Origin of the sequence: Nocardia sp. NPDC004860, from assembly GCF_040609015.1 — a bacterium.
Lineage (GTDB): Bacteria > Actinomycetota > Actinomycetes > Mycobacteriales > Mycobacteriaceae > Nocardia.
The window spans coordinates 13,017-29,943 of the sequence record NZ_JBEXJI010000037.1 but is presented as its reverse complement, the minus strand read 5'-3'; the positions used below and the strand labels follow the sequence as shown (position 1 = coordinate 29,943).

Here is a 16,927-nt window from a genome sequence, read left to right as displayed (position 1 = left end):
TCGCTCGATGCATATATCGACATGGATGTATCCGTGTGACTCATGCGGCTTCGGCGTAGTCGTCGCGGTCCCGGTCGACGTGAATCCGTCCACCCCAGATCCCCGGAACCCGCTCCCCTTTCGCGCGAACCAGTTCGTCATGCCGCTTCAGGCATTCGGTTCGCAGCGGGCAGGAGAAGCAGAGATTGCGGGCTTTGAAGTGCCGATCGTCCTTTTGTTTCTGGGTTTCTCCGTCGACGTAGTAGTCCCACATCGACGCGCGCCGCTTCCGCATCCACTGCTGGTAGTAGTCCTGCCGGCAGACGGCGTCGGCCCAGATGTCGTTGATTTTCAGGGTCATTCGCGCACCGCGGCGATGATCGGCGCGAGTAGCGCACCGAAGAGCACGAGCGGGATGGCGGCGATTGCCCCGAGTATGCGAGCGAAGGGTTTGGGCGGTTTCATGGCGTTCTCCGGGTGGTTCAGCAGTGAAGCGTTGAGGGGTGGCTGAGCGGTTTCCCCCGGTTCGCCGGCCACGTCTTGATCTTAGTGTCTATTGCATTGCATCGTCTACATTGCACTACACATTGCGTGTCGCGATTTTCCGGTCGAGGGCTCGGAGTTCGCCCCATCCCTGCACGGACTCCCCCACGAGCTCCTGAACCTCGTCGATGGTGAGCGGAATGCTGGTAATGCCTTGGGAGCCAGCGATGTTGAGGACGGCGCGCTGCGGCTCGGCGGCGTTGATGGACGGCAGGATCTGGATGTCGACGGTGTGGCCGGACTGGGTGCTGATCATTGAGGGGTGCCCTTCATCGGTGGATATGGGTCTGCCGCACAGCGCTGTGTGCCCTTTCGCTGTGCGGCAGGAGGGTTAGGCAGCGGCGGTTGAAAGCTGTTCCGCGTGCACCTGTTCGGCTTTGACGCCACGGGATTCGCGGTACTGGTCCTGGTCGGCAGCCTCGTGAGCGCGGAGCCGAGCCAACGAATGCAGGCCCATAAGGAAGTCCTGGAGCGCCTTCTCGGCTTGGTCGCTGCCCTTCGGCCCAGCCCAGTCCGCCTTCTCGGCAAGATCTTCGAGGAGTTCGTAGCGTCGGCTGGCGTATCCGTAGACGTGGTCACCGCGCCGGTTCATGCGGCAACCTCGCTCACCAGGTCGGTGCTGTGGGAGTCGTGCGCGACGAGGATGTCTTCCAGCCACGCGAGGGCGTCACGGTTGCTCGCGGCGAACAATCCCGACGCTTCCTCCGGCCACAACCCGAGCAGCCGGGCAGCGACGGGCTCGACGTCTTCCACCTCATGGGTGGTGAAGTTGACGACTTCGGTGGCGTCACGGAGGCTTCCGGGCTCGCGTTTGAACGCGTAGCCGCCGTTGAGTCGGATAGCCCAGCCGGCAACGCAGTTGGCCCACTTCGACTGATCGAAGGTCTCAGGCTGCTCGGTCGCCTGCTCGTACACGCGGCGCATGAGGGGGATGTTGTGTTGCATTGGGGTTCACCTGATTTCGGTGTCGATGGGTCTTGGTAGGGGCGGCGCCTGGCAGAGCGGGTCATCCCAGGCGCCGCGCTCCTCCTTCGCGGGACTGCCGTCAGCGCGGTCGCATGTGGGTCGCTGCGGCGAGCCGGAAGGTCTAGCGGAGTGGCTTCACAGCCACAGGTAGCGGGCGCGTTCCTGAGCGCCGATGCGGTTGCCGAGACCGAGCGCTTCGAGCCAGGTCCCGAAGGTGCCGGCGCATTCCCACTCGTCGTCGGAGACGTGCTTGGAGACGGCCCATTCACCGCCCGGGATGCGGTAGATGAAGGGGCGCTTCACGACAGCACCTCCACGAAGCCGTTGCCGTAACGTCGATCCAGGTCGATGTCGGCGACGAAACTCTCGGTTCCGTCGACGTACTCGCGGAAGCTGTGCAGATCGAACCGAATCCAGCTGTATGGACCGTTCCGGTGCTCAGCGGAAACGAACCGAACGCCAAACGGAATCTCCTCGGTCGTCTGCCAGGTGCGCGGCTCGACAGTCTCGGTCAGCACCTCGACGTAGGCGTTCTGCCCGTCCCCGAAAACGGCGAGCCGATGCATCGAGCCACTGCTCAGGTGGAGACAATCGGCTTCGCGCCGCTCATAGACGTTGGCGTACGAGCGGAGATGGAATCGGGTGCCGACAGGGATGTCACGGACGCTGCTCCAGGTACGCGGTTCTGTCAGGCCGACGACGTTGGCCTCCATGATGGGCTCATCGTCTCCGACCATTGTCTGCAGCTCGCGAATGAGCGCAGCAACATCGATCGGGCCGCCCGGCTCGCGCCACTCCCCCTCCTGCAGGACGCTGATCAAGCTCCGCACGCGGGCCGCCAGAAACGAGGAATCACGCACGGCTTCATCGAGGATCGGTGCGTCCACGATTCCGTCGTCCGCGACGTGATCCGCGACGACCGGGCGGATCTCCAGAGTGGTGCGGACACGGACCTCGACAACACGCGAGTGCTGCATGAAGTGCGTCTGGAGGCCGTAGCCGGTCAGGTCGGTTGAAAGCTGCATCCGGACTGACCGCGCGACATCGGGCGTCTCCCACAGGTAGGCGGATTGCCTATTGGGAAGCATGCTGTGCACACCGCCCGCTCTGTCCCAGCTGCCAAGGTCGTCCACCAGCTCGCCGGACGGCAGTTCGATCGCGTAACACGTTGTCTCGGTGACAGTCTCGGTCATCGCGGTGCTCCTTCTGTGAGGCAGGACTGCATGTAGTGGGTGAGGCCGGCGAACGCGTCGCGGTCGTTGACGCGCAGCCATTCGATGGCGCGGATTGCGATCTGCCGGATGAATTCGGCGTCGTGATCGGCTTCCCACGCGACGAGGCGCGACAGGAGTTCGCGGACGCCAGTTGCGGCCAGGTCGACGCGGAGCTTCGGACCCGATCCGTTCGCGTCGGTGGCTACGCGGAGCAGGCAGAGGCTTGATTCTTTGTCGGGGCAGCCGATTTCGATGGCGTAGCCGTCGCGGTCGACCACGGGCGCGTCACCGAAGTAGGTGACGCGCTCCTGGGCGTCTTCGCGGGTGATCACGCCGCTGCCTGAATCGTGTTGCCGGCGTGACCGAATGCCCCGTACTGGATGGCCCAGTAGTTGACCCACACGAGGGTGTCGTGGTCGATGGAGCGGTCTTCGCGGTCGAGGATGCAGCGCACCTCATCGGAGGCGTGTTCAGCGCAGTACATGGCGTCGGTGCCGATCCAGCCGTCCACCTCGTCGTTGACGGTGTACTCGACGAACACCGCGCCGGGGCGGTTGCACAGTTCGCATTCGGTGTCGTGGAACCGGTCGAAGGACTGGGTGTCCAGGATGCCGTTGAAGCGGGGCGCCCAGTCGGGGATGTTGAGGGCGTGCTGGATCTGGCGGGTGTCGCGGTCGATCATGCCGCCACCTCGTTCGCGAAGTCGGCTTCGGTGTAGATGAATTCGCAGGTGGTGTCGCACTCTTCGTGGCCGCAGTGCGCTTCGGTGCTGTAGCGGCGCTCGTACCAGTCGCAGTACTGCGAGGGGTCGAGGTGGGTGGGGTTGCGCATCGTTTCGCTTTCGGTTGGTGGTGACCGGTGCCAGCCGGTATTTGATGCAGCTCACACTATGCAGTGCATTGTGTTGGATTCAATAGGCCGCGCTGGACCGTTACCGAACCGTCATCAATCGGTCAAACGCGAGTCCATGACACCCGTGCAACGTCGAGCGACCTCGAACTTTCTGGATGCATTCCATTGCACTTCATGCATTGCACTGATATCGTTGCATCATCGTCACAGCGAAAGGGACCCGATGAACATCCGCCAGCTCGCCACCGAAGCCGCCAAGACCGGCCGTCGCATCGCCGACCGCGTGCGCCGCCTGGCCGCCCCGGTCGAGATCGCGATCCGCAACGGGATTTCCACTACCCGCGAGCTGGAGACCGGCGAGCTGACCCTCATCGGCGATGAGCTCGCTGCCATCGGCGCGGACGACGAGTGGATCAACTCCTACAGCGGCTGGGCGGGCAAGCACGTCGCCCAGGCGTGGCGGAACCAAACCGGCACTGAGCCCCGCCGGGTGTGGTCGCGTCACCGCCGTACCGGGCACCCGATCCACGTCTACGCCTACCCGACCACCGACGCTGGCCGGACCGCGATCGATGCCGGGTTCGCCCGCTACAAGCGCACCGCCGAACTGATCGCCGCCTGACCCGCCAAGCCTTACTGCACAAGGAGATTCAGATGACCGCCACCAGCCTCACCAACCGCCTCAGCTTCGTTGGCGCGGGGATGGCCTACTTGAACGCTCGCGGGGGCCACAAGTCCGGACTCCGCGCCGCAATCAAGAGCGCCGGCGTCCTCGACCTGCCCAACTGCTCTGCCACACGCGACGACGCGCTCCAGGCCGCCCTCCGCGCGTACCCGGAGTGGTCTCACGCGCTGCACGACCGTGGGCTCAATGCCGCGGTCATCGCCGCCGCCGAGGCGTGGACCGCATGACCTTTCAGCCCACTCGCTCTATCCGGCAAGGAGTTTCACGATGAGCCCGACCGCCACCGCTACCTGGTTCGTGGACGACCAGCTCCACACCCGCGACTACGACACCTCCGACGTCGCTCTCGCCGCGATGCGCACGGTCCCGTGGGCGCTCGGGCTGCCGACGTGGGAACGCGAGGCCGGTATCCGCACGTGGATCTACCAGGACTGCCTCACCGACGAGTGCGCACGCCCGAACCGGTACAGCGACAACGCCCACGTCGGCGGTGCACATGCGCACCGCATCGGCTTCTACATGATCGAGCCCGCCGGCACCGCCACCGAGATCGTCTCTGTCACACCGCGCACGCGATTCCCGCAGTGGGCCGCGCAGTAGCCATTTAGCCCGCGGGCCGGTTCACGGGCACAACGGCGTGAACGAGTGGGGGCCAACGACGTCCCCCGCGCACTGAACCGGCCCGCACTCCACACTCCCCCGCCCCACCAACATCCGGAAGGATCAAGCCATGCCGACCAACCCTGTTGATCCGTCAGCCCCGTGGGCAGTCGCCGGCGGGAAAGCGTTCGAGTTGCACTGCACCGTTCGGAAAGGACCCGAGAGCCCGATCTCGGTCATCGCGACGACGGTTTCATCGGCCACAACAGAGACTCGGATCGTTCTCGACAACGGAGCCAGATACCGGACCAGCGAAGCCGCCACCGATGGAGTCACGGTCACCTATTACCGCGATGACCCTCGATCCGAGAATCGGTACTTCTTGCTGGTAGGTCCCGAAGACCCCCGTGCCAACGTTGCCCGCAGCTAGCGATCCGACTGAACGCCCCGACCTGGCGGCCTGGCGGCGTCGGCACGAGCTCCGCAAGTCGAATGCGGCACAGCCGATCCCGCCAGCGAACCAGTATCAGCGACGACCGAAGCATGAGAAGGAACGGGAGCGACGAGATGGCTGAACAGGTGCCGGCGCCGAACGCCTGCCGCTGGTGTGGTGTCGACCGCCGGGAGCACGTCCAGCGGTGGGCGCCGGAGGTGAAGTGGCATGTCTGGGTGGAGCCGACGCCCGAGCAGCGGAAGGAACGGATGTTGAAGAGGAGAGCAGCGTCATGACCGGCGACCCGATGGGTGAATACAGCATTGCGCGTGACGAACTCGCGCATGCCGCGGTCGCGTACCTGCGGGCGATGATCGACCCGCGTGAGCATCCGCACTCGGCAGCCGCGGCCGAGTACGCGCAAGAGCAGATGCGCCTTGCGGCACGGCGGGTCACACGGGCGGTGGTGGCGCTGCCGGTCGATCGACAGCCAGTCGGGTGGTAACCTTGCAACAAGACACGCAGTAGCTGTCTCGTTGCGACACACCAAAGTTCGACACCACGCAACCCTGTAAGTTATTGGGCGTGCCCATCTACGGCGAGAAAGACAAGCCCCGCGCTCTGGTCTACGGGATAGACGAAGGCGCGCCTGCGGCGGCAGTCATCAAACAGTACTGCCCTACTGTCTTACACTTTAATCGAGAGTCTCCGAGGTTTCGTTGGGAGAGCTGGGACTTCCTTGTGTCTGTGGGGGCGCCATTCGCCGACACCAGCTGTCTCAATCAACTTTTTTGCATTCAGTTCGGGGGCACACCGGTAGGCCGGAAGCCAGTAGAATCCGTCTCATTCCGCGCAAATAGTCCACTCTTCGACGACGTAATGGTTCCGGTAGCCCCAGTTGTCATCCCGGCGGAGCTCGACAAGAAGTGGTCGAGCCTCGTTAAGGCTGAGCTTCTACCGAAGCTGCTTGCCGATAGCGTGTACCGCACCGTTATCCACACATTCGGGCTACCTGAACAAATGCCGCGCCCGACGCCGCTGGTAGTCGACGTCGACGGCCACCCGATCGCTTTTATCTATCAACCTGTGGTCGGTCCGCGCGAATGCATCTATCTGCCAGCTGAAGCCGCCGACAACATCGAGCCATGGCTCCTGGCGGCCTTCGAGCGTTGGGCTGCTGCTGAACCATCAGTCTTTCCGTCCGAGCCTGATTGGGTCTCCAATCCGACATGGATGACTTCGGCCGAGCTTGCAGCGCGGGCCAACATAGAGCAACGGCAGGCTACTGCTGACGCAGCGATCGAACAGCTCCAGCGGGAGATCGCCGAGGCTGAATCTGCACTTCATTCGGCGCGAGACGCAGGTGACGCTGGACCACGAATTCTCCTGACAGGCACAGGCGATGAGTTGGTTCACGCGGTGAACGAGGCGCTGCAGCGACTGGGGTTCGATGTGCGCGATATGGACGTCGACCTTCAAGGACAGAAGCGTGAAGACCTGCGAGTCAGCGACGGCGACTGGACATGCGTTTGTGAGGTGAAGGGTTACACGACTGGTGGCAAGCCAAGCGACTTGGCGAAGCTCCAGCGATGGGTTGGCTTCTACACGGCGGAAAACCGGAAGCTTCCGGAGGCGGCCTGGTACGTCGTGAACCAGTTCCGAGAGCGTGATCCGAGCGTCAGAAAGCAGCTCCTATGGGGCCACGCCGAAGACGTTGAGGTCTTAAAGGAGCAGGGCGCCACCGCGATTGACACCCGCAGCTTGTTCTTGCTCGATAAGGCCGTCGCTGCTGGTGAACTTGCCGCAGAAGACGCGCGCGCTCTACTGCGAGACTCGGTTGGACTGTTTGTCTATCCGCCAACTGATGCAGTTCCTGTGCAGAACGACGCAAGTGTTACCGATTGACACGGCATGCCAATCGAGCCCCGGACCGCGTGCGTCGGTTCGGGGCTCGATCAGGGTAATCGCCATCCCTGGTCACACCAGGTTGATTGACCAATGCACCATACAGGCGCCAGCGGACTCAGTAGGTGTCTAGAACTGCCACCGGAGATCGCCCCGCAGGCGACCATTCACCGTCTTGCGGCAGAAGATCTGCCGACCGCTGCGGTAATCAGTCCACATCGCGCCCTCGATGAAGCATGAGTCGCCGACGGATACCCGGTTGTGCGGGTCGACGGGCATCATCTGGTTGGTCCGCGACCACACCGAGGCGTCGGTGGCGGCGACCCGCACGCAGTAGGCCGTTGCGCCGTCGTCGAATTGGGCAGTGGTCGCCCACTGGCCGTAGGTGTTCCCGCAGTAGTCGCCAGCCTTGACGACAGGCACCCCTGCGGTCCGGCCGTCGTCACCGCCACTGCCGGTTGGGATTGCCTCCGCGGTCGGGGCGCCTAGTAGTAGCGCCAGCGTTGCGAGGCCGGCGATGCGGGCGGGTTGGTTCACGGGTGTCCCTTCGTCAGGTGATGGGGTTCAACGTCGTGCGGTCGTCCCATCCGTTGACGGTGAGGCACCGTTACCGGTCTAAACCTGGTCCAGGCAAGATCGGCACGAGATGTCAGCGATTTGGCCTTGCTGGTCTCCCCAACATCCGCGGGTCGCCGCCGGCCTGCACTTCCCGCCACAGCAGGTATCTGATCCAGGCGAGGTCGAGCTGGATACTCAAATCGTCGGGGTCGTAGCCCATCTCGCGAAGATCCTGTCGGCGCTCCCAGTCCATGTTGGTTTGGACGGTAACCAGGCACGTCCGGTTCCCCGCGGCGCGCCGGGAACACCTGTTCGAACCAGTTCGTCCGATTCGCTACGATCCAGCGGTGGCCGATGAACCGAGACTATGTGTCCTGTGCGGAGCGACAATGCCTGAAGGTCGCTGGATGATGTGCGGCGACTGCCAGACTCGGGTCGAGACCTTCAACCGCGAGCACTGGGGTGCAGCGGTCGATTAGTCCTTACCCCTACCGTGAACGCGACGCGCCGCAACCAGTGGCGCGTCGGCCTTGTCACCGCTCGCACGTAGAGTCTCTCAACGTGCCAGATTCCTTGTACCACTACACAACCGCGGCCGGATTGCTTGGCATCCTTGAGCCTGTGCCGAACACGGAGGACCTCGGCCTCGCGATCGATACGACGTCCGAACGGTCGTTCTCATTGTGGGCGACAGATGCTCGCTACCTCAATGACTCGGCCGAGCTTACGCATGCGGCAGACAAGCTTGCCGGCGCGATCATCAACGAACTGCAACACGTTGATGATGGCGACCGTAAGGAGCGGCTTCGCCAGTTGGCTGAACAGATCCGCAAGGGTGACTTCACCGAAGACGACGGCCAGGTCACCCGGTTGACGCACACCGCATACGTTGCATGCTTCTGCACGGACGGTGACTTGCTCAGTCAATGGCGGGGATACGGAGCCAATGGAGGGGGCTACTCGGTTGAGTTCGATAGCAAAGTCCTGCGGGATATCCTCGTTCCAGCACTGAGGGCTGGCTCTACCACCGTCGGTTACCAAATTGGCACGAACTTGGTCAAGGTGAACTATGACCTTGACGACCAGGAGCTTCGAGCCGCGGCCAAGCAGATCGTTGAAAGCGACCCCGGATGGGAACTGTCTCGCGCGGTCGGAGTCTTGGCCCAGTTCAAACACGACGCCTTCTCAGAAGAGGACGAGTGGCGGCTGATCCACCCCGCCGGGGACTTCTACGCTCCCCTGCAGTTCAGGCCGGGACCTAACGGAATTGTCCCATTCATCAAATTGATTCGGCCGCAGCCGTTCGATAGCCGCGTATTCGTCCCATCCGCCATCAAGTCCGTCACCGTCGGGCCCGGACCTGATCAAAGCCTTCGAGAGGAAGCGGTTCGCCAACTACTCGCCCAACGCGGATTCTTCGACACCGAGGTCAAGCCCTCGAGAGCAACCTACAAAGGCTGATCACCGACGACGGCCTCGTAGTCCGAGCAGACGCACCCTGGGATGGCCATCTTCACGCTGCGACACCGCCTTCGCCAGCTTCAGTTCCGTGACAGCAACTTCTGCTCGGCCAGGTCGAGGACCACGCCGCGGTCGACTACTTCGGTGACGGGTGCAGCGGGCGCATGGAATGACTCGATGGGGTCTTCGACGGACGCCTGCCACTCCCCCATCAGCGCCACGCGGTACAGGTCGCCGTTCCAGGTCGACGCATAGTGCTTGGCGTCCAGGCGATCCGGGGTCGCGAACACGCGGTCAGCATGCCGGGTTGGCTGCTTGCGGCGACGTCGGTGAGCCGGCTCGAAGAGATCGCCGACACGCAAGCCCGGCAATCCGCCGAGGTAGAGGTGTCGACTCAAGCGGCGGCCTTCGGCGACCAGGGCCAACGTCGGGTCTGGGGTGCCGTCGTGTAGCCGAGGAGTCGTAGCCCCTCGCCTTGGTCGATCCACTCTGTCTGTGCTCGATCGCCGAACCGTTGTGGCGGCTTCACCCCCTGCGACCGGAACCACTGTCGATCCCACTCCGGCGTGTCGGTAACCCACCAGTCGCGGCCGTGTTCGTCGGTGCACCAACAGCCGGGCTCCACCTTGCTGCGGTTGTTCGCTTCGATCCAGGTGAGGTAGTAGTCCCCGAACCATGGCCCCTTGATCGCGTGACCGCGCCAGTTCGTTCGGATCGTGTTCACTCGTCCTCCCAAGCGGTCACAGTGATTTCGAAGTTGGCGCCCACGGCTTTCGCGTACGCGCGAATCGCGGACATCGTCGGGTTCGTCCCAGCGGTTTCGAAGCGGGCCACCAACGCCGGCGCCTTCTTCATGATCATGGCGACCTGGTCGACGGTGAGGCCGCGGGCTTCGCGAATCTCACGCAGGCGGATGATCAGGTGCACCTGCTGCTCGGCTAGCGCGAGGCCCAGCCGGTCCTGTGATGTCGGATCTTTGATCCCGGGGAACTCGTCCATCGCAGCGCTGCTGGGTCGGATCACTGTCCCGGAGATTGCGTCTCGCGTCTCATCGCAGTAGCTGCAGATGATGATCGGGTTGTCCATGTCGAACCGCCACGAGTGCCTCGGGCCGTCGAAGTGACGGGACATCAGGCAGACGTCGTCGGTCACGTGTTCCTCACTCCCAGCCGGTCCATGAGCTTGTCATGCCAGTCGCGGTCACTCCGATAGCCTTCGGCTTCAATCGCGTCGAGGGCACCGACGATCGAGTCGATCTGGGCTTGGTCGCGGGCTTCAGCAGCCTCGGTCGCTGCCTTCAGTTCCGCGGCTCGTCGCGCTTGGGCTTCTGCCTGTCGGCGTGGCTCGTCCAGCCAGTCGAAGTAGTCGCTGGTCTCGAAATCGTCGAGGTCGAACCGCTTCTCGTGGCCGCCACATTCGATGACGAGTTCGAGGCGGTTGTGGTCGCCGTACTCTTCGCTGAGGGTCGCTAGGGTGTGCTTATTCGCGCCGAACAGCTCGCGGATCTGTTCTGCCAGTTGACCGATTGCGTCCGCTTTCGGACCGAATCGGCAATCTGCGTACGCAAACCATTCGTCGATGCTCGACACTGTCTTCTCGATCACGCGGCCTACTCCTGTGATTCGAGGCGGATGCCGTAGTTGGCGCCGCGCTTGCAGCCGATCCACGTGCCAGTGATGACACCGTGGTCGATCGTGTGGTTTTGGACGATCGCGAGCATCTCGGTCATGAACATCGGGTACTGGCAGCCGGTTTCGATGTCCTCAGCGATGTAGCGGGCCGCGGACCGGCCACGCTCGGTGCCGACAATGCGGAGGCTCGCGGTGAACGGTTCGTTCGGACGCCATTCGGTCCACCGACCCGGGAAGGCATCCATGTTCCCGGTGACGGGGTTGAACGGGATCTCAGCGAAGACCTTGCGGCTCATGCGGACTGCCCGGTCGCGCCGAGTGCAGTGATCGCCTGCGCGATCAGCTCATGGCCAGTTCGGTCGTCGCAGGTGTCGAGAAAGCCTTCGTCATCGAGGGTGGCCTCAATCAGTCCGGCTCCGGCGAGGGTTCTGTACAGGTCGTATTCCCATCCGGAATTACCGAAGGGGCGCTTCCCGCCGAAGTTTTCACCGTGCTCCCACAGCTGCCGCAGCAGCGCGGTGAGATACCCGCGGATGGTTTCGGCGCCGGCGTCGTTGTCCTGCATCGGCAGGTCGAGGATCTCGTGTGGAGTCATCACGGGCTTGCTCCTATCGTCCGCGGCGGTTGGTCTTGCGGGCCTTGCGTGCGGCGCGGTTCTTCACGCGCCTACGCGAGATCTCTTCGTCGGGCACGGTGCCGGCGTAGATCGGTTTCGACTGGAGGCCGAGGAGGATGGCACGCGCCCAGCGGGTGTCGTAAGGGTCGGGACGAGTGTCGCGCGGCAGAGGGGTGATTTGGAGCATGCGAGGTCTTCTCCTGTCAGGGGTTTGGGGCGGAGGGAATCAGGCTGCTCGGCTTGTTCGAGCCTCGCCCGCAGGTCGGTACACCCAGTTGCCGGTGACGGTGTTGAGTCCGGAGCGGACGTAGGTGACGTGGTCGACTGGAGCAGTCGTCGCAATGTCATCGCCGCGCGCGAACAGGATCGGGCGCGGAGCCCATCCGGCTATGCGATCGACCTGGGAGCCTGCCCGGTGAAGGTCGTGGGTTCGACCGTTGTTGGGGCCGCCGCGGAACTCGCCGGTGCGTGAATCCGGTGGCAGCCAGCGCAGTTCGGCTGTCACGGTGTCGCGCTGGTGGTCGCGTTCGATCTCAGTGGATGCAATGTCGCGGATGTGGACGCCAGGGAAGCGCCGTTGAACCTCGCGCCGGAATTCGTTGACGTGGACGCGGTCCAGATCTGAGCCCATGGCAAGGCGTGGGCACGAAAGTTGGAGCCGCCAGTTGCGGAGGTGCCGCAGCTGGTCGAGGGTGAGGATCGCGTCCTCGTCCCGCAGGTACCAGCCATCGGCCGACGGGCGTTCGAAGGTGTGGACCTCCAGCCAGTGCTGGCCGTCTGCGCTGATGCCCCGGCGAGCATAGTGTCCACTGCGCTCTGGGATCAGATCCAACGTGTGGCGACCTACGCGCAATGTGCCGCGGCGTGGTCCGCTGACACGCCGCACTTCGAGGTAGTCATCGTCTTGGTGGAATTGAAGCTCGACGGACTCCTGCTCACGGATGTCGTCGCACCGCCACCAGTGCGGGCCTGACTGGACAGCGGCCGCGGCCCCGGTCAGCCGTCGCTCAGCACTGGAAAGCCATGAGAAGTCTGCGTCTTCGAGTTCAAAGGTGAGCTCGAAACTCCTGGGGGCTGCTCGCCAGCCCGACGTCTCTACTTGGTCGGGATTGGTTGCTGTGAACTGGATCCCGCTCGCGCTGAGGGTGCCGATCTGGTGCCATCCGCTGTCACTGGACCAGACAGACACTCTGGCGTTGGGCGAAACAGGAGGTGCTGGCGGCTCGAACTCGCCTTCGAACGTTGAGCCGGGGCACAGGACTGGTGATGTGTCTTCGTTGTACTGGTAGTCAGAATCGACTCGGCCGCGGAGGCGCATGCCGCGCATGCGGGCCGTGATCTTGAGGCCGTGCCAGTCTTCGTCGCACCAAGGGTGTGGGCATTTGTCCTGGTTGACGTTGAAGTCGTAGCCACTGCGCTGGTTGTAGCCGGCGAGCTGCTCGTCGACGAGTTCGTCGATGGCGTCGACGATGTCGCGATCAGGCATATGGGTTCTCCAGCTGCTCGTCGAGCAGTCGCAAGGCTTCGGCGGTCGCCGGCGACTCGACGCGCAGCGGAGCGTCGCGGCCTGGGATGTGGTCGACGTGCTGGACCGAGGAGAGCGTGATTTGGTCTTCGACCAGGCCGAGTTTGCGCGCGATGATGCGAGGCAGGAGGCCGCGGACGTCGGCTTCGTCGGCGACGTCGATTCGCCAGTCCGGATGGTCGAGAACCCGTACGGCCCAGCCTGTATCTATGGGCGCGTACTCAAGGTCGAAGGCGATCACGTGGCTATTCTCGAGACGAAGTCAAGCCAAACTCAGGGATACTTTCTTCATCCGTCCCGGACCCCTAATTCGCTAGCCCTGTCTTCTGTGCGAGGGGCATGATGGCGAGGTCACCATGATCAAACCGGGGGGTTCTCATGACTGAAGTGTTCGCGCCGTGGATGGAGTTGATTAATCAAACCCGCGAGCTTGCTGCGATCGCCGAAACCTACGCTGCGACACCAGAATCCGACTTGAAGGCGACTGATCTGCCGAAGGGCGATCTCCGCAATCCTTGTGATGACGTGCGGCAGCGCGCGATCGAGATCGCCGAGCTCACGCGCGCGTGCGAGGAGGATGCGTGGCGCCGGCAGCACGCGCACGGGATGAGCATCGTTGAGATCGCGGTCCGGTGGGGTGCAGAGGTCGCTGTGGTTGAAGCTGTTGTGGCGGTCGAGGACTATCTGGGCCGGCGTGACGATGACTGATTGTCGTCGCTGAACTCGTACTGTCACATGCTGACTGAGCGCGCGTAGCTGACGCGGGACATGACCTCCGCGAACGACTCGGGACCGAACACGGGAATCAACGTCTGGTGGTACCGGCCTGCGTTGGCCACGCTGACCTCGATGTAGCCCGAGAACTTGGTTTCCTTGACCAGTAGGAAGAGCAAGCCGACAAAGCACACGGGGAACAACAGGATCGCCAGCACGATCGCGTATGCGGGCATCCTGGTCTCGGTCCGTGAGTTGTCGACCGCGGTCCATCCCGCGCCTTTCAAGGGCATCTGCCCAGAAGGCGTGATGATCACCCCTTGCAGCACAGTAATGTCGCCGATGCTCACGAGCGGGGCGGGCGCGGACGGCATTGGTGCGGGGACGGGCTGCGCGGTCGATGGGATCTGCGCGGGCAGCCATTGACTGGGGTTGGTCATCGGCTCTCGGTTTCGTGGGAAAGGTGTTGGAGCCCTCGATCTTCGTGGAAGATGCGGCGCACTATCGGCTAACGCAATGCACGTCCGCGCAGATGGCACACAATGTCACGCACACGGCACAACTGGCCAGATGTGACATCGGATAGCGCCGCAGTAGTTCGTCGGACATCCCCCATACTTCTTGCTGTATTCAGATACCCTCTCTACCGACGTTGGGGGATGTTGCATCCTCTTCTACTCAGGCAGCGCGGCAAGGAGATTTCGCATGATTAAGTTCTTCGGAAGTTCCATCGCAATGCTCGCCGGTGGAGTCCTTGCCGTCACGATCGTTGGATGTTCGAGTAGTCCCGATTCTTCTTCTCCCACAAGGGCAACGAGCGCCGCATCGACCACCTCCAAGGCCAGCGTCGCAGCTGACTACATCGATGCTCTGAACTCGGCGAAGGCTGGTCCTCCGCCGGGGAAGGGCCTTCTCTCAAGCAGCCCTGACTCTGAGGGTTTCCTCAAGTCAGTTGGGCCGATGCCAGCGCTGGCCGGGTTCACCGACTCCCAGCGTCTGGAGATGGGCAAAGCGACCTGCGCTGCACTGATTCGCGGTGTGTCATCGAGCAGGGTGGAGGCAATCGCTACCGACAAGTTGGGAAATACGGGACTTGTCGCTACGGCGAAACTGCTTCTTTGCTCCGAGGTCATGTAGACCGGCCTGACACGGACTGTCTATGTAGATGGCCTTTTCATGCCGCCGCCTTCCATGCGCGCGGGTCGCATCCGTTCTCGCACGGCACAAGACCCGTGTGGACCGCGGCGCCGCATTGCACGCAGTGCGGTGTGTAGCAAGGGTTTTCCGGATCGAAGATATTTGTGCGACACCCTGTGTGGTCGAGATCGGCCAGCCAGGCATCCACGTCCGGGTAGGCGTCTCGGGGCTTCTGGTCGGTCACAGCAGGGCTGCGATCGCCGCGGCGCAGAGTCCGGCGACCAGGCCGCAGCCGAGCATGACGCCGGCCATGCGGCGGATCCACTTGCGTGCTTCGGCGTCGGGCTGGCAGAGCGCGGCCCACAGGAGTGCGGTGAAGAACCCGAGGGTGAAGTAGAAGCCGTTGGGCATGCGCTCATTCTCGAGAGCGAGTCAAGCCAGGTCAGCACGCCTCCGCTCGGTCACCGCGTTTGTTGATTTTTCTTCAATCGTTGGACCTCCTCGCGCAGATGGTCGATCTCATCGCACAGGGCTATGACCACGAAGGTTGGCAGGCCGTACTGTTCGTCTTCAGCGGACATCTCGTTGACACTCATGGCAATTTCGCGGATCTTGTCAGTAGCCGGCCGCGGTCGAACCTTCGGCGCCTTCCGGAACGCTTCGATCAGGCGCGCCTTGATGCGTTCAGGCATTGGCCCCAACTTGGCGACAGCCTGCGATACGTCAATCTCATCTGGCTTGTACCTGATCATTACGTGGTACTCGGTCGGCCACTGTCGACGGATGTCATCAAGAGAGTTGGGCACCTCCCGCCCCGGGCGAAGCCAGTCGCCCACCTTCCTGCTTTTCGTCACACGCACTAGGAGATCGGCAGGTCCCTGCCCGATGCGCAAGATCGTTCCGATCGGGAGGGCATCGAGATCGTCTGGACTGCTCACGAAGTTGGCGCACATGGCTGCAGATCCTGATGCTTTGAGGTCTGCCAGGTCGACTGTTCCAATGAGATGTCCTACCACTGTCCTCACTTGTCCGCATAGGCGAGGCGGACGACCGGCGGGGCGAGGCCGAAGCCACAAAGTCGGAACCCCGCCGGTCAGCACATCGACCAATCCAACGAAAGGAGGTCGCCGCCGATCGTAGCGCCGAATCCTCTCCGGCACATCGCAATCAACAACGGCCAACCGTACCTACTCGGCTTGGGCCACAGGTGCGGCCGCGGACTTCGGTTCCGGATTCAGCGGGGCGCCAATGCGATGCCGCGGCACCATCGCGGCTTGTGCGACAGCCGCGTCGACCAGCTTCTCGAACTGCGCCGGCTGGTCCGCCGCAGGCATCTGAGCGATCGCTCGTTCAGCCATCAGCATGTAGCTCTGCACTAGCGGCTGCTCGAAGTAGAACCGAACTTGCTCCTGAGTGCCCGAGTGCACCCGAATGAACGTCTGTGCGATGTAACCACCTGTCGCGGTTCCTGCCACCGCGACGATTGCCGCAGAATACTTCGCAGCGTCTTCTTCAGCAGTCACTGCAATCCACAAGCCAACACCTACGATTCCAAGGCCAACAGCCATGGCGGCCATGCTCATCCAGTGAGATGCGCTGCCCTGTCGCCGTGCGGCGACATCGTATGCATCCATCTGACGTCGGTTGAGTTTCAATAAGCCGAGTAGATCATCAGGCCCTTTGAGTTCCTCAAGTGCGGCGTAAACGTTCGCCTTCGCCACAACTGACTCACCTCGGATCACCACGTCGCCAGTACGTAGCCATTGGGTTAGCCCGAAAGCAGCAGTCACGCTGGCAAGCGCAATCCCGTACATTCGCCAGTCCGAATTCCACGACACCGCCAGGAAGGCAACGACTCCGACGACTGTGATGGCACCGAACACCCGACGGATCGACTTCGTCGACTTCACTATTGCCTGGGCATCGACAAGCAGTGCCCGAGCTTTGTGCTGAGCCTGTTTAGCCAGAAGCTCCTCCCGTTCAGCCTCTAGCGCTGCTCGTTCAGCCAAAAGGCGCTCACGTTGGGTGTCGCTAAGGTCAGCGCCACCGTTTGTTGCAGCGCCGAGTACCTGCACTTCCTCCACCGAATGGTCCTCCATCAGCTTGGA

Annotated in this window: 33 protein-coding genes; 8 read left to right on the top strand and 25 right to left on the bottom strand. The window is 63.0% G+C overall.

Features of this window, described 5'->3' with window-relative positions; all coding sequences use genetic code 11:
• Positions 1 to 40 precede the first annotated feature (40 nt).
• From ABZV44_RS40000 to ABZV44_RS39955, 10 genes are all read right to left on the bottom strand, one after another.
• Positions 41 to 340, bottom strand: coding sequence for a WhiB family transcriptional regulator (locus ABZV44_RS40000; RefSeq protein WP_354848741.1), 300 nt, complete (start codon positions 338 to 340; stop codon positions 41 to 43).
• A complete protein-coding gene (locus ABZV44_RS39995) occupies positions 337 to 516 on the bottom strand; it encodes a hypothetical protein (RefSeq protein WP_354848739.1) in 180 nt (59 codons plus the stop codon). The genes ABZV44_RS40000 and ABZV44_RS39995 overlap by 4 nt, the downstream gene beginning before the upstream one ends.
• A 43-nt stretch (positions 517 to 559) precedes the next feature.
• On the bottom strand, positions 560 to 778 hold the full coding sequence (locus ABZV44_RS39990; RefSeq protein WP_354848736.1) for a hypothetical protein: 219 nt from the start codon (positions 776 to 778) through the stop codon (positions 560 to 562).
• A gap of 75 nt (positions 779 to 853) precedes the next feature.
• Complete coding sequence (locus tag ABZV44_RS39985) at positions 854 to 1,114, bottom strand: hypothetical protein (protein WP_354848734.1); 261 nt, start codon at positions 1,112 to 1,114, stop codon at positions 854 to 856.
• Positions 1,111 to 1,467, bottom strand: a complete 357-nt coding sequence (locus ABZV44_RS39980; RefSeq protein WP_354848731.1) for a hypothetical protein — start codon at positions 1,465 to 1,467, stop codon at positions 1,111 to 1,113. The genes ABZV44_RS39985 and ABZV44_RS39980 overlap by 4 nt, the downstream gene beginning before the upstream one ends.
• A 156-nt stretch (positions 1,468 to 1,623) precedes the next feature.
• Positions 1,624 to 1,791, bottom strand: a complete 168-nt coding sequence (locus ABZV44_RS39975) for a hypothetical protein (protein ID WP_354848728.1) — start codon at positions 1,789 to 1,791, stop codon at positions 1,624 to 1,626.
• Positions 1,788 to 2,621, bottom strand: coding sequence for a hypothetical protein (locus tag ABZV44_RS39970; protein ID WP_354848725.1), 834 nt, complete (start codon positions 2,619 to 2,621; stop codon positions 1,788 to 1,790). The genes ABZV44_RS39975 and ABZV44_RS39970 overlap by 4 nt, the downstream gene beginning before the upstream one ends.
• Positions 2,622 to 2,677: 56 nt before the next feature.
• On the bottom strand, positions 2,678 to 3,034 hold the full coding sequence (locus ABZV44_RS39965; protein WP_354848722.1) for a hypothetical protein: 357 nt from the start codon (positions 3,032 to 3,034) through the stop codon (positions 2,678 to 2,680).
• Positions 3,031 to 3,384 carry a hypothetical protein gene (locus tag ABZV44_RS39960; RefSeq protein WP_354848719.1) on the bottom strand — a complete coding sequence of 118 codons (354 nt, stop codon included), beginning with the start codon at positions 3,382 to 3,384 and terminating at the stop codon, positions 3,031 to 3,033. The genes ABZV44_RS39965 and ABZV44_RS39960 overlap by 4 nt, the downstream gene beginning before the upstream one ends.
• On the bottom strand, positions 3,381 to 3,533 hold the full coding sequence (locus ABZV44_RS39955) for a hypothetical protein (protein WP_354848716.1): 153 nt from the start codon (positions 3,531 to 3,533) through the stop codon (positions 3,381 to 3,383). The genes ABZV44_RS39960 and ABZV44_RS39955 overlap by 4 nt, the downstream gene beginning before the upstream one ends.
• Positions 3,534 to 3,777: 244 nt before the next feature.
• Between ABZV44_RS39955 and ABZV44_RS39950 the strand changes: the two genes are divergently transcribed.
• The 5 genes from ABZV44_RS39950 to ABZV44_RS39930 all read left to right on the top strand — a co-directional run bounded on the left by ABZV44_RS39950 (position 3,778) and on the right by ABZV44_RS39930 (position 7,177).
• Positions 3,778 to 4,176, top strand: a complete 399-nt coding sequence (locus ABZV44_RS39950; RefSeq protein ID WP_354848713.1) for a hypothetical protein — start codon at positions 3,778 to 3,780, stop codon at positions 4,174 to 4,176.
• Between the two features lie 32 nt (positions 4,177 to 4,208).
• Positions 4,209 to 4,466: a hypothetical protein gene (locus ABZV44_RS39945; protein ID WP_354848711.1), complete on the top strand. Its 258-nt coding sequence runs from the start codon at positions 4,209 to 4,211 to the stop codon at positions 4,464 to 4,466.
• Between the two features lie 40 nt (positions 4,467 to 4,506).
• A complete protein-coding gene (locus ABZV44_RS39940; protein ID WP_354848708.1) occupies positions 4,507 to 4,839 on the top strand; it encodes a hypothetical protein in 333 nt (110 codons plus the stop codon).
• A gap of 725 nt (positions 4,840 to 5,564) precedes the next feature.
• Positions 5,565 to 5,777: a hypothetical protein gene (locus tag ABZV44_RS39935; protein ID WP_354848705.1), complete on the top strand. Its 213-nt coding sequence runs from the start codon at positions 5,565 to 5,567 to the stop codon at positions 5,775 to 5,777.
• Between the two features lie 80 nt (positions 5,778 to 5,857).
• Positions 5,858 to 7,177, top strand: coding sequence for a hypothetical protein (locus ABZV44_RS39930; protein WP_354848703.1), 1,320 nt, complete (start codon positions 5,858 to 5,860; stop codon positions 7,175 to 7,177).
• Between the two features lie 129 nt (positions 7,178 to 7,306).
• Here ABZV44_RS39930 and ABZV44_RS39925 read toward each other — a convergent pair whose 3' ends face one another.
• Complete coding sequence (locus tag ABZV44_RS39925) at positions 7,307 to 7,714, bottom strand: hypothetical protein (protein ID WP_354848700.1); 408 nt, start codon at positions 7,712 to 7,714, stop codon at positions 7,307 to 7,309.
• Between the two features lie 112 nt (positions 7,715 to 7,826).
• Complete coding sequence (locus ABZV44_RS39920) at positions 7,827 to 7,988, bottom strand: hypothetical protein (protein WP_354848697.1); 162 nt, start codon at positions 7,986 to 7,988, stop codon at positions 7,827 to 7,829.
• Positions 7,989 to 8,296: 308 nt separating this feature from the next.
• Between ABZV44_RS39920 and ABZV44_RS39915 the strand changes: the two genes are divergently transcribed.
• Positions 8,297 to 9,196 (top strand): DUF2971 domain-containing protein, encoded by a 900-nt coding sequence (locus tag ABZV44_RS39915; RefSeq protein ID WP_354848695.1) that lies wholly within the window; start codon positions 8,297 to 8,299, stop codon positions 9,194 to 9,196.
• 80 nt (positions 9,197 to 9,276) lie between these two features.
• Here ABZV44_RS39915 and ABZV44_RS39910 read toward each other — a convergent pair whose 3' ends face one another.
• The 9 genes from ABZV44_RS39910 to ABZV44_RS39870 all read right to left on the bottom strand — a co-directional run bounded on the left by ABZV44_RS39910 (position 9,277) and on the right by ABZV44_RS39870 (position 13,209).
• Entirely contained in the window at positions 9,277 to 9,486 is a 210-nt protein-coding gene (locus tag ABZV44_RS39910; protein WP_354848692.1) for a hypothetical protein, read from the bottom strand.
• 104 nt (positions 9,487 to 9,590) lie between these two features.
• Complete coding sequence (locus tag ABZV44_RS39905; protein WP_354848689.1) at positions 9,591 to 9,920, bottom strand: hypothetical protein; 330 nt, start codon at positions 9,918 to 9,920, stop codon at positions 9,591 to 9,593.
• On the bottom strand, positions 9,917 to 10,348 hold the full coding sequence (locus tag ABZV44_RS39900) for a helix-turn-helix transcriptional regulator (protein ID WP_354848686.1): 432 nt from the start codon (positions 10,346 to 10,348) through the stop codon (positions 9,917 to 9,919). Before ABZV44_RS39900 ends, ABZV44_RS39905 begins: the two co-directional genes overlap by 4 nt.
• Positions 10,345 to 10,800, bottom strand: coding sequence for a hypothetical protein (locus ABZV44_RS39895; protein WP_354848683.1), 456 nt, complete (start codon positions 10,798 to 10,800; stop codon positions 10,345 to 10,347). The genes ABZV44_RS39900 and ABZV44_RS39895 overlap by 4 nt, the downstream gene beginning before the upstream one ends.
• Before the next feature lie 5 nt (positions 10,801 to 10,805).
• A complete protein-coding gene (locus ABZV44_RS39890; RefSeq protein ID WP_354848680.1) occupies positions 10,806 to 11,123 on the bottom strand; it encodes a hypothetical protein in 318 nt (105 codons plus the stop codon).
• Entirely contained in the window at positions 11,120 to 11,392 is a 273-nt protein-coding gene (locus ABZV44_RS39885) for a hypothetical protein (RefSeq protein ID WP_354848677.1), read from the bottom strand. Before ABZV44_RS39885 ends, ABZV44_RS39890 begins: the two co-directional genes overlap by 4 nt.
• A gap of 43 nt (positions 11,393 to 11,435) precedes the next feature.
• Complete coding sequence (locus tag ABZV44_RS39880; protein WP_354848674.1) at positions 11,436 to 11,630, bottom strand: hypothetical protein; 195 nt, start codon at positions 11,628 to 11,630, stop codon at positions 11,436 to 11,438.
• A 39-nt stretch (positions 11,631 to 11,669) separates the two neighbouring features.
• Entirely contained in the window at positions 11,670 to 12,929 is a 1,260-nt protein-coding gene (locus ABZV44_RS39875) for a hypothetical protein (protein WP_354848671.1), read from the bottom strand.
• Positions 12,922 to 13,209, bottom strand: coding sequence for a hypothetical protein (locus ABZV44_RS39870; RefSeq protein ID WP_354848669.1), 288 nt, complete (start codon positions 13,207 to 13,209; stop codon positions 12,922 to 12,924). Before ABZV44_RS39870 ends, ABZV44_RS39875 begins: the two co-directional genes overlap by 8 nt.
• A 137-nt stretch (positions 13,210 to 13,346) precedes the next feature.
• Here ABZV44_RS39870 and ABZV44_RS39865 point away from each other — a divergent pair, with 137 nt between their 5' ends.
• Positions 13,347 to 13,676 (top strand): hypothetical protein, encoded by a 330-nt coding sequence (locus ABZV44_RS39865; RefSeq protein ID WP_354848666.1) that lies wholly within the window; start codon positions 13,347 to 13,349, stop codon positions 13,674 to 13,676.
• Between the two features lie 23 nt (positions 13,677 to 13,699).
• Here ABZV44_RS39865 and ABZV44_RS39860 read toward each other — a convergent pair whose 3' ends face one another.
• Positions 13,700 to 14,122, bottom strand: coding sequence for a hypothetical protein (locus ABZV44_RS39860; RefSeq protein WP_354848663.1), 423 nt, complete (start codon positions 14,120 to 14,122; stop codon positions 13,700 to 13,702).
• Between the two features lie 265 nt (positions 14,123 to 14,387).
• On the opposite strand from ABZV44_RS39860, the gene ABZV44_RS39855 reads away from it, so the two are divergent.
• A complete protein-coding gene (locus tag ABZV44_RS39855; protein WP_354848661.1) occupies positions 14,388 to 14,819 on the top strand; it encodes a hypothetical protein in 432 nt (143 codons plus the stop codon).
• A 240-nt stretch (positions 14,820 to 15,059) separates the two neighbouring features.
• Here the strand turns inward: ABZV44_RS39855 and ABZV44_RS39850 are convergent, their stop codons facing one another.
• The 3 genes from ABZV44_RS39850 to ABZV44_RS39840 form a co-directional block, all read right to left on the bottom strand.
• A complete protein-coding gene (locus ABZV44_RS39850) occupies positions 15,060 to 15,230 on the bottom strand; it encodes a hypothetical protein (RefSeq protein WP_354848658.1) in 171 nt (56 codons plus the stop codon).
• A 50-nt stretch (positions 15,231 to 15,280) separates the two neighbouring features.
• Positions 15,281 to 15,772 carry a hypothetical protein gene (locus tag ABZV44_RS39845; protein WP_354848655.1) on the bottom strand — a complete coding sequence of 164 codons (492 nt, stop codon included), beginning with the start codon at positions 15,770 to 15,772 and terminating at the stop codon, positions 15,281 to 15,283.
• Between the two features lie 234 nt (positions 15,773 to 16,006).
• Positions 16,007 to 16,918: a hypothetical protein gene (locus ABZV44_RS39840; protein WP_354848652.1), complete on the bottom strand. Its 912-nt coding sequence runs from the start codon at positions 16,916 to 16,918 to the stop codon at positions 16,007 to 16,009.
• Positions 16,919 to 16,927 lie beyond the last annotated feature (9 nt).

Bases quoted from the DNA above. Each gene is read 5' to 3' on its own strand.
- ABZV44_RS40000 (WP_354848741.1), bottom strand. From the start codon at position 340: ATGACCCTGAAAATCAACGACATCTGGGCCGACGCCGTCTGCCGGCAG.
- ABZV44_RS39990 (WP_354848736.1), bottom strand. From the start codon at position 778: ATGATCAGCACCCAGTCCGGCCACACCGTCGACATCCAGATCCTGCCG.
- ABZV44_RS39985 (WP_354848734.1), bottom strand. From the start codon at position 1,114: ATGAACCGGCGCGGTGACCACGTCTACGGATACGCCAGCCGACGCTAC.
- ABZV44_RS39980 (WP_354848731.1), bottom strand. From the start codon at position 1,467: ATGCAACACAACATCCCCCTCATGCGCCGCGTGTACGAGCAGGCGACC.
- ABZV44_RS39960 (WP_354848719.1), bottom strand. From the start codon at position 3,384: ATGATCGACCGCGACACCCGCCAGATCCAGCACGCCCTCAACATCCCC.
- ABZV44_RS39955 (WP_354848716.1), bottom strand. From the start codon at position 3,533: ATGCGCAACCCCACCCACCTCGACCCCTCGCAGTACTGCGACTGGTAC.
- ABZV44_RS39950 (WP_354848713.1), top strand. From the start codon at position 3,778: ATGAACATCCGCCAGCTCGCCACCGAAGCCGCCAAGACCGGCCGTCGC.
- ABZV44_RS39945 (WP_354848711.1), top strand. From the start codon at position 4,209: ATGACCGCCACCAGCCTCACCAACCGCCTCAGCTTCGTTGGCGCGGGG.
- ABZV44_RS39940 (WP_354848708.1), top strand. From the start codon at position 4,507: ATGAGCCCGACCGCCACCGCTACCTGGTTCGTGGACGACCAGCTCCAC.
- ABZV44_RS39935 (WP_354848705.1), top strand. From the start codon at position 5,565: ATGACCGGCGACCCGATGGGTGAATACAGCATTGCGCGTGACGAACTC.
- ABZV44_RS39920 (WP_354848697.1), bottom strand. From the start codon at position 7,988: ATGGACTGGGAGCGCCGACAGGATCTTCGCGAGATGGGCTACGACCCC.
- ABZV44_RS39890 (WP_354848680.1), bottom strand. From the start codon at position 11,123: ATGAGCCGCAAGGTCTTCGCTGAGATCCCGTTCAACCCCGTCACCGGG.
- ABZV44_RS39885 (WP_354848677.1), bottom strand. From the start codon at position 11,392: ATGCAGGACAACGACGCCGGCGCCGAAACCATCCGCGGGTATCTCACC.
- ABZV44_RS39880 (WP_354848674.1), bottom strand. From the start codon at position 11,630: ATGCTCCAAATCACCCCTCTGCCGCGCGACACTCGTCCCGACCCTTAC.
- ABZV44_RS39875 (WP_354848671.1), bottom strand. From the start codon at position 12,929: ATGCCTGATCGCGACATCGTCGACGCCATCGACGAACTCGTCGACGAG.
- ABZV44_RS39865 (WP_354848666.1), top strand. From the start codon at position 13,347: ATGACTGAAGTGTTCGCGCCGTGGATGGAGTTGATTAATCAAACCCGC.
- ABZV44_RS39860 (WP_354848663.1), bottom strand. From the start codon at position 14,122: ATGACCAACCCCAGTCAATGGCTGCCCGCGCAGATCCCATCGACCGCG.
- ABZV44_RS39855 (WP_354848661.1), top strand. From the start codon at position 14,388: ATGATTAAGTTCTTCGGAAGTTCCATCGCAATGCTCGCCGGTGGAGTC.
- ABZV44_RS39850 (WP_354848658.1), bottom strand. From the start codon at position 15,230: ATGCCCAACGGCTTCTACTTCACCCTCGGGTTCTTCACCGCACTCCTG.
- ABZV44_RS39845 (WP_354848655.1), bottom strand. From the start codon at position 15,772: ATGTGCGCCAACTTCGTGAGCAGTCCAGACGATCTCGATGCCCTCCCG.
- ABZV44_RS39840 (WP_354848652.1), bottom strand. From the start codon at position 16,918: ATGGAGGACCATTCGGTGGAGGAAGTGCAGGTACTCGGCGCTGCAACA.